The 12,790-nt window shown below is 72.1% G+C and carries 9 protein-coding genes; 2 read left to right on the top strand and 7 right to left on the bottom strand.

The annotated features are described in order from the left end of the window. Nucleotides 1–56: 56 nt before the first annotated feature. Entirely contained in the window at nt 57–1,472 is a 1,416-nt protein-coding gene (gene proS, locus ACFV20_RS20160; protein ID WP_385658359.1) for a proline--tRNA ligase, read from the bottom strand. A 199-nt stretch (nt 1,473–1,671) separates the two neighbouring features. On the opposite strand from proS, the gene ACFV20_RS20155 reads away from it, so the two are divergent. Continuing rightward, nucleotides 1,672–2,526, top strand: coding sequence for a methyltransferase domain-containing protein (locus tag ACFV20_RS20155; RefSeq protein WP_385658357.1), 855 nt, complete (start codon nt 1,672–1,674; stop codon nt 2,524–2,526). Nucleotides 2,527–2,606: 80 nt separating this feature from the next. Here the strand turns inward: ACFV20_RS20155 and ffh are convergent, their stop codons facing one another. The 5 genes from ffh to ACFV20_RS20130 form a co-directional block, all read right to left on the bottom strand. Further along, nucleotides 2,607–4,157, bottom strand: a complete 1,551-nt coding sequence (gene ffh, locus ACFV20_RS20150) for a signal recognition particle protein (protein ID WP_385658355.1) — start codon at nt 4,155–4,157, stop codon at nt 2,607–2,609. Nucleotides 4,158–4,238: 81 nt separating this feature from the next. Continuing rightward, the gene (locus ACFV20_RS20145; RefSeq protein ID WP_385658354.1) at nt 4,239–6,740 is read right to left on the bottom strand and encodes a [protein-PII] uridylyltransferase; all 2,502 of its coding nucleotides are present in this window, start codon (nt 6,738–6,740) and stop codon (nt 4,239–4,241) included. A 23-nt stretch (nt 6,741–6,763) separates the two neighbouring features. Then, nucleotides 6,764–7,102, bottom strand: a complete 339-nt coding sequence (locus tag ACFV20_RS20140; RefSeq protein WP_102907163.1) for a P-II family nitrogen regulator — start codon at nt 7,100–7,102, stop codon at nt 6,764–6,766. After that, nucleotides 7,099–8,439: an ammonium transporter gene (locus ACFV20_RS20135; RefSeq protein WP_385658353.1), complete on the bottom strand. Its 1,341-nt coding sequence runs from the start codon at nt 8,437–8,439 to the stop codon at nt 7,099–7,101. The genes ACFV20_RS20140 and ACFV20_RS20135 overlap by 4 nt, the downstream gene beginning before the upstream one ends. A 339-nt stretch (nt 8,440–8,778) precedes the next feature. After that, entirely contained in the window at nt 8,779–10,275 is a 1,497-nt protein-coding gene (locus ACFV20_RS20130; protein WP_385658352.1) for a hypothetical protein, read from the bottom strand. A 445-nt stretch (nt 10,276–10,720) separates the two neighbouring features. Between ACFV20_RS20130 and ACFV20_RS20125 the strand changes: the two genes are divergently transcribed. Beyond that, nucleotides 10,721–11,383: a bifunctional DNA primase/polymerase gene (locus ACFV20_RS20125; RefSeq protein ID WP_385658351.1), complete on the top strand. Its 663-nt coding sequence runs from the start codon at nt 10,721–10,723 to the stop codon at nt 11,381–11,383. A 174-nt stretch (nt 11,384–11,557) separates the two neighbouring features. Here the strand turns inward: ACFV20_RS20125 and ftsY are convergent, their stop codons facing one another. Beyond that, a complete protein-coding gene (gene ftsY / locus ACFV20_RS20120) occupies nt 11,558–12,757 on the bottom strand; it encodes a signal recognition particle-docking protein FtsY (RefSeq protein ID WP_385658498.1) in 1,200 nt (399 codons plus the stop codon). Nucleotides 12,758–12,790 lie beyond the last annotated feature (33 nt).

Raw genomic sequence — 12,790 nt, 5'->3', positions numbered from 1 at the left:
GGGGCAACAGAGGTCTGTGCATCCGCAAGGGGCGTTTCGGTCGCCTTGTGCCTCACTCAGTAAGCGCGCGCGACGACCGCGACGTTACCGGGTGCGTCACCGTCGTCCGGCACCGACCCGTCCTCGGCGACCAGACACCGTACGGTCACGGCGTGGTCGGCCAGCTTGGCCTCGCCCTCCTCGCCCAGCGCGGCCCAGGGGATGCGCGCCCAGCCGCCGGTGGTGGCGGCCTCGACGGCCTCCCCGAAGGTCGACACCTCGGTCGTGCGCGCCTCCCGGCGCTCGCGGGACTGCCGCAGCAGCAGGGCCTGGTCCTCCTCGAGGATCCCGGGCAGCAGCGGCACCAGGGCGTCCAGGGACACCGGCTCCTTGCCACCCGGGATGCGGCGGACCAGCATCGCCGTGCCGTTCTCCAGGTCGCGCGGGCCGATCTCGATCCGGACCGGCACGCCCTTGAGCTCCCAGTCGACCGCGCGGCGGCCGAAGGGGGTGTCGGTGCGGTCGTCGACGTGGACGCGGACCCCGGCCGCCTTCAGCCGGTCGCCGAGCTCGCGGACCTTGGCCAGAACCGCCTCGTCACCCTTGATCGCGAGCACGACGGCCTGGATGTGCGCCAGCCGCGGCGGGACGCGCAGGCCGGCGTCGTCGCCGTGCATCATGACCAGGGCGCCGATCATGCGGGTGGTGGAGCCCCAGGAGGTCTGCCACACCAGCTCCTGGCGGCCGTCCTTCGAGAGGTAGCCGGTGTTGAAGGCCTTCGCGAAGTTCTGGCCGAGCTCGTGGCTCGTGGCCATCTGCAGGGCCTTGCCGTCACCCATCATGCCTTCGAGGGTGAGGGTGTTGATCGCGCCGGCGAACCGCTCCCTGACGGTCTTGCGGCCGGGGACGACGTCCATCGCGAGGACGTTCAGCATGAAGTCCTCGTAGACCTGCCGGTGGATGTGCGCGGCGAAGTCGCGCGCCTCCTCGTACGTGGCGTGCGCGGTGTGGCCCTCCTGCCAGAGGAACTCGGAGGTCCGCAGGAAGAGCCGGGGCCGCAGTTCCCAGCGGACGACATTCGCCCACTGGTTGATGAGCAGCGGCAGATCGCGATAGCTCTGCACCCACTTCGAGAAGTACTCGTTGATGATCATCTCGGAGGTGGGGCGGACGACGGCCGGCTCCTCGAGCTCCTTGCCGCCGCCGTGGGTGACGACGGCCAGCTCGGGCGCGAAGCCCTCGACGTGGTCGGCCTCCCGGGCGAGGTACGACTCGGGGATGAGCAGCGGGAAGTAGGCGTTCTGGGTGCCCGTCTCCTTGATGCGGGCGTCCATCTCCGCCTGCATCCGCTCCCACAGCCCGTAGCCGTACGGCCGGATGACCATGGTGCCGCGCACCGGACCGTTGTCGGCGAGCTCCGCCTTGGTGATCAAGTCCTGGTACCAGCGGGGGAAATCGTCCGCCCGGGGGGTGAGAACAGGTGCCTTCGCCATGGCGAGATGGTACGGGCCCAGATTGCCGGAATGTGAAATCTCGCCATAGGCACATGACAACTCATAAGCCCTGCCGCATTCCACTGGACGACGGGTCGAGGGGGGAGTTACCTGGCATACGGGGGTAGTGCGAGCGCACTGTCACGGGGGCCATGGAATCGGGCAAGAGGCAACTCTCGGCGGATTGGGGCGCTTACTTATGACACCTACGCTCGTGCGGCAGCACCTGCCTCACGCGGGGGCCGCACCCCGCGTGGACCTGCGTGCACGCGCGCGTGACTGGTCCGAGATCCAGGAGCGGATGCTCGTACCGCTCTACGAGGCCGTCTACGAGCGACTGGAAGTGGGTCCCGCGACGCGGCTGCTCGGCCTCGGCTGCGGTTCCGGGCTCTCCCTGCTGATGGCCGCCGCCCGGGGAGCGGCGGTCACCGGTGTCGACGCATCCCCGGAGAGAATGGCCCTGGCGCGGGAGCGGCTGCTCCCGGAGGCGTCGGGGACGCGGGCGCGTCCGCAGGCCCGGCTGGTCGACGGCTCGCCCCGGGACGCCGCGGAGCCGGGCGCTCCCGGCTACACCCTGGTGACCGCCTTCGAGCCGATCGGGTGCCTCGCGGGCGACTCGGAGGGGCTCAGCGGACTGCTCGCGGAGGCGACACCGCTCGCCCGGCGCGGTGCGGCCGTGGTGCTGGCGGGCTGGGGTCCGCCGGAGCGCTGCGCCACGGCGTCGGTGATGCGGGTGGCCACGAAGCTGGCGGAGCCGCTGCGCCACTCGGGCGCGTGGCGTCCCGCCTGCCGCGACGACCTGGAGGACGTCGCCCAGCGGGCCGGGCTGAGGCCGGACGGTTCGGGGCGGGTGGCGTGCCCCTTCGGGTACGCCGACGTGGACAGCGCGGTACGCGGCCTGAAATCGACGGGGCTGTTCGACGCGGCGATGACGGCGACGGACCAGGTGCAGGTCGACAAGGAGCTGACCGAGGCCCTGCACCCTCACCAGCGCCAGGACGGCACGGTGTGGATGCCGAACGTGTTCCGCTACCTGATCGCCCGGACGCCCTGACGCGCGGCGCCCGGCCGGAATGCCGAGAGGGCGCCCCTCCGGGTGGAGGGGCGCCCTCGGCGTCGTGACGGGACGGGCCGTCAGCCCATGAACTTCTTGAACTCGTCGGGCAGTTCGAAGTCCTTGCCGCCCTGCTGCGGCAGTCCGAAGGCGCTGCCGCCCTCGGCTGCGGCGGCGCGGCGGGCGGCCTCCTCCTGCTCCTGCTGCTTGCGCTTCATCGGGTTGCCGGAGCGCTGCTTGCCCTTGGCCTGCTTCTGCTTCTTCTTGGTCCGGCCGGGACCACCGCCCATGCCGGGCATCCCGGGCATCCCCGGCATGCCGCCGCCCTGGGCCATGCGGGACATCATCTTGCGGGCCTCGAAGAACCGCTCGACCAGGTTCTTGACCGCGCTGACCTCGACGCCGGAGCCCTTGGCGATACGGGCGCGGCGCGAGCCGTTGATGATCGTCGGCTCCTGGCGCTCGGCCGGGGTCATCGACTTGATGATGGCGGCCGTGCGGTCGACGTCCCGCTCGTCCAGGTTGTTGATCTGGTCCTTCATCTGGCCCATGCCCGGCAGCATGCCGAGCAGCTTGGAGATGGAGCCCATCTTGCGGACCTGCTCCATCTGGGCCAGGAAGTCGTCCAGGGTGAAGTCCTGGCCCTTCTTGGACGCCAGCTTGGAGGCCATCTTCTCGGCCTCTTCCTGGCTGAACGTCTTCTCCGCCTGCTCGATCAGGGTGAGGAGGTCACCCATGTCGAGGATGCGGGAGGCCATCCGGTCAGGGTGGAACGCGTCGAAGTCGTCGAGCTTCTCGCCGTTGGAGGCGAACATGATCGGCTTGCCGGTGATCTGCCGGATCGACAGGGCGGCACCACCGCGGGCGTCACCGTCGAGCTTGGAGAGCACCACGCCGTCGAAGCCGACGCCGTCGCGGAAGGCCTCGGCGGTGTTGACCGCGTCCTGGCCGATCATCGCGTCGACGACGAACAGGATCTCGTCCGGGGAGACGGCGTCGCGGATGTCCGCGGCCTGCTGCATCATCTCCTGGTCGATGCCGAGACGGCCGGCGGTGTCCACGATCACGATGTCGTGGACCTTGGACTTGGCGTGCTCGATGGAGTCCTTGGCGACCTTGACCGGGTCACCGACGCCGTTGCCCGGCTCCGGCGCGTAGACGCTGACGCCGGCGCGCTCGGCGACGACGCTCAGCTGGTTGACCGCGTTCGGGCGCTGGAGGTCGGCGGCGACCAGCAGCGGCGAGTGGCCCTGCTCCTTCAGCCAGCGGCCGAGCTTGCCCGCGAGGGTGGTCTTACCGGCACCCTGCAGACCCGCCAGCATGATCACGGTGGGCGGCTGCTTGGCGAAGCGCAGGCGCCGGGTCTCGCCGCCGAGGATGGTGACGAGCTCGTCGTTGACGATCTTGAGGACCTGCTGGGCGGGGTTCAGCGCCTTGCTGACCTCGGCGCCGAGGGCGCGCTCCTTGACGTTCTTGATGAACGCCCGGACGACCGGAAGCGCCACGTCCGCCTCGAGCAGCGCGATCCGGATCTCGCGCGCCGTGGCGTCGATGTCCGCCTCGGAGAGCCGTCCCTTGCCGCGCAGGTTCTTGAAGGTCGCTGAGAGGCGATCGGAAAGAGTATCGAACACGGCGCTCGCGGTCCTCGGGGTCGGTGGCTACAGGGAATCGCCCTCCAGGGTATCCCGGCGGGACAAGTCGCCGGGTCGGCCTCACCCCCGCAGTGTCTCCTCCAGCTTCCGCGCCACCGCCGCCGCCTCGTCCCCGGGCAGCGGCGCGCCTTCCGGGCCGGTCACGTAGAAGGCGTCGACGGCGTTGGCGCCGAGGGTCGAGACATGTGCGCTGCGCACCCGCACGCTCGCGTCCTCCAGGGCCCGGCCGATGCGGAACAGCAGGCCGGGGGCGTCCTGGGAGCGGACCTCGATGACCGTGGCCAGCCGGGAGGCGGCGGGGTGGACCGACACCCGGGCCGCGGGGGCGACGACGCCCCGGCGGCGCGGATAGGCCGCGTCCCGTTCGGCGAGGCGGCCGGCGATGTCCAGGGAGCCGTCCAGGGCCCGGACCAGGTCCGAGCGCAGCCGGGCGGCCTGCGGCAGGGAGCCGTACTCGGCGGCGACCCGCCAGTCCAGCAGCAGGACGGAGCCGTCGACGCCGTCCGGGAGGTGCAGGGAGCGCAGCTCGGCGGTGCGGACGGTCAGCCGGTGCACGGCGAGGACGCCGGCCACCGCGGGCAGCACCCCGGGCTGGTCGGGTACGGCGATGAGCAGCTCCACCCCGAGCGGCTCGGGGGCGCCGGACGGCTCCTGCCCGGCGGGCGGCTCGGTCTGGGCCCGCAGCGAGAGCACCGGGCTGCCCGTCGCGGCGGCCTCCAGGGCGAGCCGCTCCTGCTCGGCGGTCGGCGCGGCCTCCTCGGGGTCGGCCGGGGCGTCCCCGGCGAGCACCGCCGAGACCCGTTTGACCAGGTCGGCGACGAGCGAGCCGCGCCAGGACGACCAGGCGGCCGGGCCGGTCGCGAGGGCGTCGGCCTCGGTGAGCGCGTGCAGCAGCTCCAGGGTGCCCTCGGATCCGACGGCCTCGGCGACGGACCGCACGGTGGCCGGGTCCTCCAGGTCGCGGCGGGTGGCGGTGTCGATGAGCAGCAGGTGGTGCCGTACGAGGGTGGCGACGACGGCCACGTCGTGGCGGTCGAAGCCGATGCGGGTGGCCACGTCCTGGGCGATGATCTCGCCCGCCACGGAGTGGTCGCCCGGCCAGCCCTTGCCGATGTCGTGCAGCAGCGCGGCGACCAGCAGCAGGTCGGGGCGGCTGACCCGGCGGGTGAACTCGGAGGCGCGCACCGCGGTCTCGATGAGGTGCCGGTCGACGGTCCACAGGTGCACGGCGTTGCGCTGCGGGCGGCAGCGGACCCGCTCCCAGTCGGGCAGTAGCCGCGTGATCAGCCCCTCCGCCTCCAGCGCCTCCCAGACGTCGATGGTGGGGCGGCCGGAGCCGAGCAGGGTGACCAGCTGTTCGCGGGCCTCGGCGGGCCAGGGGGTGGGCAGCGGGCGCACGGTGGCCGCCAGGCGCCGTACGGCGTGCAGCGAGAGGGGGAGCCCGGCCTGCGCGGCGGCGGCCGCGGCGCGCAGCGGCAGCACGGGGTCGCGCTCGGGGCGCGCGGCGCGGGCGAGGACGACCTCGCCGTCCTGCTCCACCACGCCCTCGGCCAGCGGGGACCGCTCGGCGGTCGGCTTCCCGCCGCCGAGCGCCCTCCCGTCGCCCGCCACCGCCCTTCTGAGGAAGTCGCTTCGCTCCCCCACCAGTCTGCGCAGCCGGGGCCGTACGGCGCGCGACCGCAGCACGCGCCCCACCTCGCGCCAGGTGACGTCGCTGGCGTACGAGACGAGCCGGGCCGCCTCGTACACCTGGCGCAGCAGGGTGTCCGCGTCGAGCAGGCCGAGTTCGGCGGCCACCTGGTCCTGCTCCTGCAGGGCGAGCCGGTCGGTGGCGCGGCCGGTGGCCAGGTGCAGGGCGTCCCGGACGTCGAGGAGCCGGCGCCGGGCGTCGGCGAGGCCCTCGCGCGGTGCGTCGGCGAGCCAGGAGGCGGCGACGGCCCGCAGCGCGGTGGCGTCCCGCAGCCCGCCTCGGGCCTCCTTCAGGTCGGGTTCCAGCAGGTACTGCAGCTCGCCCTGCCGTTCGGCGCGTTCGGCGCACAGTTCCTGGAGCTCGGGCAGGCGTTTGGGCGCCTGGTTGCGCCAGTCGGCCAGGACGGCGGTGCGCAGGGAGGCGGTGAGGCCGAGGTCGCCGGCGATGTGCCGGGCGTCCAGCAGCCCGAGCTGCACCTTGAGGTCCTCACCGGCGGTCTTGCGGGCCTCGGCGGGGGTGCGGACGGAGTGGTCCAGGTCCAGGCCCAGGTCCCAGACGGGGTACCAGAGCCGGTCGGCGAGGGCGGCGACGGCCTTGGGGTCGCCGCCGTCGTGCAGCAGGAGCAGGTCGAGGTCGCTGCGCGGGGACAGCTCACCGCGTCCGTAGCCGCCGACCGCCACCAGGGAAGCACCGCGCAGACCCTCCGCGCCCGCGGTGAACAGACCGGTGAGCCACTCGTCCGTGAGGTCGGCCAGGGCCGCACGGCGCGGCGGCCCGGACCGCGCCTCCTCGGTGAGGAGGCGCAGCCGGGCCGCCGCGTAGCCGCTGGGTCCCGAGTCCTCTGCTTCCTTCTGCACGTGCGTACCCGTCACCCGGCGACTCCTGTCTTTTCGTGTCAGAGCGCGTCCGGACCGCGCTCGCCGGTCCGGACCCGTACGGCGGTGTCGACCGGGATGGACCAGACCTTGCCGTCACCGATCTTGCCCGTGCGGGCTGCCTTGACCACGACTTCGATCAGCTGCTCGGCGTCGTCGTCCTCGACCAGGACCTCGATACGGATCTTGGGGACCAGGTCGACGGTGTACTCGGCGCCCCGGTAGACCTCGGTGTGGCCCCGCTGACGACCGTAGCCGCTGGCCTCGGTGACCGTCAGGCCGTGTACGCCGAAGGCCTGCAGGGCCTCCTTGATCTCGTCGAGCCGGTGCGGCTTCACGACGGCGGTGATGAGCTTCATGCGTCCACCTTCTTGCTCGCGGTTGCGGCGACCGGGGCCGTGACGGCCGTCTTGGCGGCACCGCCACCGGCGCCGCTGAAGTCGTATGCGGTCTCGGCGTGCTCGGCCTGGTCGATGCCGGTGATCTCGTCGTCCTCGGGGACCCGCATGCCCATGGTCCTGTCGAGGATGAAGGCGAGGACCGCCGAGACGACCAGGGAGTAGCCGAGCACCGCGAAGACACCGGCGCACTGCTTCCAGAACTGGGTCATGCCGCCGCCGTAGAAGAGGCCCTCGACGGTGGACTGGCCCTTGCCGCTGGCGAAGAGGCCGATCAGCAGGGAGCCCGCGACACCGCCGACCAGGTGGACGCCGACGACGTCGAGGGAGTCGTCGTAGCCGAACTTGTACTTGAGGCCGACGGCCATGGCGCACAGCACACCGGCGATGGCGCCGACCGCGATCGCGCCGAGCGGGGTGACCGCGCCGCCGGCCGGGGTGATGGCGACCAGGCCCGCGACGGCGCCGGAGGCGGCACCGAGCGTGGTGAACGCGCCGTGGCGGATCTTCTCGTAGATGAGCCAGGCCAGCATGGCGGCGGCGGTGGCGATCTGCGTGTTGACGAACATCAGCGCGCCGACGCCGTCGTCGTTGCCGAGCCAGGAGCCGGCGTTGAAGCCGAACCAGCCGAACCACAGCAGACCGGCGCCGAGCATGACCAGCGGCAGGCTGTGCGGGCGCATCGGGTCCTTCTTGAAGCCGACGCGCTTGCCGATGACGAGGATCACGCCGAGGGCCGCCGCACCCGCGTTGATGTGGACCGCCGTACCACCGGCGAAGTCGATGACGCCCAGCTCGAAGGCCCAGCCGCCGGTGCCCCAGACCCAGTGCGCGACCGGGAAGTAGACGACCGTGACCCACAGGGCGATGAACAGCGCCCACGCGCTGAACTTCACCCGGTCCGCGAGGGCACCGCTGATCAGGGCGGGCGTGATGATCGCGAACATCAGCTGGAAGACCAGGAACACGAACACCGGGATGGTGTAGCCGGGCCAGAGTTCCGTGAGGCCGATGTTGCCGAGGCCGACCCAGTCGGAGTTCCAGCCGATGAGGCTGCCGGAGTCGGTGCCGAACGCCATGGAGAATCCGTACAGCACCCACAGGATGGTGACGATCCCGAGGCTGATGAAGCTCATCATCAGCATGTTCAGGGTGCTCTTGACGCGGACCATGCCTCCGTAGAAGAAGGCCAGGCCCGGTGTCATGAGCATCACCAGGGCGGAACAGATGAGCATGAACCCTGTGTTCGCGGCAGAGAGCTTGGGTGCTTCTGCGGCAAGGGTGATGGCTGGTGCCATCGGCGTCTCCTCGTCGTGTGTACGGCCCCGTGCGGGCGAAGCCTCGAGCGGAATGAGGGGTGGGCCGGTTATGCGCCACGAGATTGGCGCAGCGCGGTTTCGGTCGAAGCCCCTCGTTGTTTCGCGACCGTGACGAAGGCGCGTTCCGTGTTACGCGTCGATGAACTGCCCGATGGCGGGCGAGGCGATCGTTATCGTGGCGCAACCTTCGGCTTTCAGGCAGCCGTGGGCGCAGGGAACCGGCCGCGGTCGGCCTTCCGATGACCTGGCATGGGGGAGCCGAGTCGGGCAGTTCGGGAGGGCCGGCCGCGGCCGGGGATCAGGGGGCCGTCCGGCTTCTCAGACGGCCTCGGCGGTCTCGGGCAGCTCGGACGCGAGCCGCTCGGTGAGGTCGACGACCTCGCCGAGGTCGCCGAAGTCACGCGCCGCGGTGTCGACCGTCTTGCGGATCCGGGTGTTCACCCGCTCGGAGCGGACCTTCTTGGCGACCTGCATGGCCTCGGTGGCGAATCCCGCGCTCCGCTCGGGCTCGCGCTGGAGGAGGTGGACCGTGGCCATGCCGATGAGGTTCAGCGCGTAGGAGCGCTGGTGCTCGGCGTCCTTGGCGAAGAGCTCCACGGCCCGGCTCATCAGGGGCTCGGCCAGCGAGGCGTAGGTGGGGCTGCGGCCGGCGACGTAGGCCAGGTCGCGGAACGAGTGGGAGTTCTCCCCGTGGAGCTCGGCCTCGGAGAAGAAGCGGATCCAGTCGGGGTCCGGCTCGTCCCACTCGTCGGCCTCGGCGAAGGTGTCCTCGGCCATCCGCACCGCCCGCTTGCACTTGCCGGGCTGCCCCATGTTCGCGTAGGCGCGGGCCTCCATCGCATACAGCATCGACTGGGTGCGGGGGCTGGCGCAGTCCCGGCTGCCGTACTGCGCGAGGTGGATCAGCTCCAGTGCGTCGTCGGGCCGGCCCAGGTGGATCATCTGGCGGCTCATGCTGGACAGCACGTACGACCCCAGGGGCCGGTCCCCGGCCTCCTTGGCGGCGTGCAGGGCGAGGACGAAGTACTTCTGCGCGGTCGGCTGGAGCCCGATGTCGTACGACATCCAGCCGGCCAGCTCGGCCAGTTCGGCGGCGACCTTGAACAGGCGCCGGGTCGTGGACTCCGGCTGGGGCTCCTGGAGGAGGTCGGTCACCTCGTGCAGCTGCCCGACGACCGCCTTGCGGCGCAAACCCCCGCCGCACTGGGCGTCCCACTGCCGGAACATCACCGTCGTGGACTCCAGAAGGTCCAGCTCCGGCTTGGAGAGCCGGCCGCGGGCGCGCCCCGAGCCGCCCGCGGGCCCGGGCTCGGAGCGCGGGGCCGGCGGCGAGGGGACGAGCCAGCGCTGCATGGGCTCGATGAGGGCCGGGCCCGCGGACAGGGCCAGCGAGCTCCCGAGGAAGCCGCGCCGCGCCAGCATCAGGTCGCTGCGCGAGAACTCGCTGAGCAGGGCCACGGTCTGCGGGCCCGTCCACGGCAGGTCGACACCGGTCGCGGAGGGCGACTGGCGCGCGGTGCGCAGCCCCAGGTCCTCGACGGAGACCACGAGGCCGAAGCGCTCCGAGAACAGCTCGGACAGGATCCGTGGGATGGGCTCGCGGGGGTTCTCGCCGTCGAGCCAGCGGCGCACCCGCGAGGTGTCCGTGGAGATGTGGTTGGCGCCCAACTGCCGTGCTCTGCGGTTGACCTGGCGGGCGAGCTCGCCCTTGGACCAGCCGCTGCGCGCGAACCAGGAGGTGAGCAGCTCGTTCGGGCGCTTGTCGGGGTGCGTCGCGCTCGCAGCGTTCGTTCCGCTTCCGCCGTTGCCGCTCACTGGAACGCCCCCATCCCTGAGACCACTTGTCGCCGAGTGCGCCAAGCCCTATCAGCATGCCGGTTCGTACGGCCGTCCGTCCGGCCCTTGTCACCCTTCGAACGGAATGACGACTTGCCTCCGGCATACCCACGAGCGCATGTGCCCCCAGGACTCGTGCACACAAAGTAATCCTACGATCACCCGTCCAGCCACGGCTCACACGGAAACGCCACCATTCGCCACCCCTTCGAATGAACTCACGTACGGCCAGGCGCGATTCACTTGACACAGCACGACCGAGAGCAGGTGTAGCGATGCACTCGGGGGCGCGCGTCGCCGGGTACACCACCCCGGGCACACCCGGGCGCCGAGTGGACCGGCCGCCACCGGGAAGGCAGAAACAGAGAGTCACGTATCGCGCCCGCTGCGTAACCACCGGTGCGCCGGACCCGTTGGAGGGGGCATGGGCTTCACGATCGGCATCAACCGTGGCATGCGCGACATCCGGTCCGGCTCACGCCGCCGCCGCACGTCGGACGGCACCGCCGTCGCCGAGTACACCGGGCTGTGGGGCTGGGACGTGGTGCCGGGCGCCCGGGCCTCGGCGGGTGCCTGCTCCTGCGGCCGCGCCGACTGCCCCGCGCCGGGTGCGCACCCGCTCCACTTCGCGCCGGTGCTCCGGGCCGGAGCGACCCTGGACGCCGTGACCGAGACCTGGGGCGAGTTCCCCGGGGCCTCGGTGATGCTGCCGGTCGGCGGGGCGTTCGACGTCATCGAGGTGGCCGAGCCCGCCGGCTGCCGCGCCCTGGCCCGGCTGGAGCGCATGGGCCTGCCCGTCGGCCCGGTCGCCGCGCCCCCGGACGGCCGCGCGCACTTCTTCGTCGCCCCCGGGGCCGCCGCCGATCTGCCCGGGCTGCTCTACCGCATGGGCTGGGACGACCCGGACGCGCTCGACCTGCGTGGCCTCGGCCCGGGCACGCACATCACGGCGCCGCCCTCCGACCGCGGCGGCCTCGGCCCGGTGCGCTGGCTGCGCTCCCCCGCCCTGGACTCCGCGTCCCGCCCGCCGGAGGCCCGCCTGGTGCTGGGCACCCTGGCGTACGTGGCCCACCGGTCACGGGCCTAGCCACGGCACGGTCCCGGCGGCGACACGCACACGCGCACGGCCGACGGCACACGGCCGAGGCACGGCGCGGGGACACACACGGCGAAGCGCCCGGCCCCGACCGGATCCCGGGGGGCGGGCGCTTCGCCGTGCGCAGACGCAGGGTTGTAGGTGAATCCTCGGTGGGTGCCGAGCTCACTCCCCGATAAGGGCGTCAACGAACGCCTCCGGCTCGAACGGCGCCAGGTCGTCCGCGCCCTCGCCGAGCCCGACGAGCTTGACCGGGACGCCCAGCTCGCGCTGGACCGCGACGACGATGCCGCCCTTGGCCGTGCCGTCGAGCTTGGTGAGCACGATGCCGGTGATGTCGACGACCTCGGAGAAGACCCGGGCCTGGACCAGGCCGTTCTGGCCGGTGGTGGCGTCCAGGACGAGCAGCACCTCGTCGACCGGGGCCTGCTTCTCGACGACCCGCTTGACCTTGCCGAGCTCGTCCATGAGGCCGGTCTTGGTGTGCAGACGGCCGGCGGTGTCGATGAGCACGACGTTCGCACCCATCTCCTTGCCCTCCTTGACCGCGTCGAAGGCCACGGACGCCGGGTCGCCGCCCTCCGGCCCGCGCACGGTGTGGGCGCCGACGCGCTCGCCCCAGGTCTGGAGCTGGTCGGCGGCGGCGGCACGGAAGGTGTCGGCGGCGCCGAGCACGACGCTCTGGCCGTCGGCGACCAGGACACGGGCGAGCTTGCCGGTGGTGGTGGTCTTGCCGGTGCCGTTGACGCCGACGACCATCACGATGCCGGGCTTGCGGTCCTCCGGCTCGGTCTTGACCGCGCGGTCCATGTCGCGGCCGACCAGCGTGACCAGCTCCTCGCGGAGCAGGGTGCGCAGCTCCTCCGGGGTGCGGGTGCCGAGCACCTTCACCCGCTCGCGCAGCCGCTCGACCAGCTCCTGGGTGGGCTGCACGCCGACGTCGGCGGTGAGCAGCGTGTCCTCGATCTCCTCCCAGGTGTCCTCGTCGAGGTGCTCGCGCGACAGCAGCGTGAGCAGCCCCTTGCCGAGGGCGTTCTGCGAGCGGGAGAGCCGGGTCCGCAGCCGGATCAGGCGGCCGGCGGTGGGTTCCGGGATCTCGATCCCGGGGGCTTCGGCGGGCGGCTCCTCGACCACGACCGGAGCCGAGCCGTCCGGGAGATCCACCTCCTCTATGGTTCGCCGCGGTTCCTCCCGCGGCGTCTCGGCCTCGTCGCCGACGTGCGGCTCGGCCGGTGGGGCGGTGATGTCGGGCGCCGCGGGCGGGGGCGGAGGCAGCTGCTTCTTGCGCCGGCTGCCGACGATGAGCCCGCCGAGCGCGCCGATCACGACCACGGCGATGACTACAGCAAGGATGACGATGTCCATAACGGGTCCAGTATCAGTCATGGGCCCCCGGGG

It is taken from the genome of Streptomyces sp. NPDC059696 (assembly GCF_042733745.1).
Lineage (GTDB): Bacteria > Actinomycetota > Actinomycetes > Streptomycetales > Streptomycetaceae > Streptomyces.
This window is presented reverse-complemented; position numbering and strand designations above follow the sequence as displayed.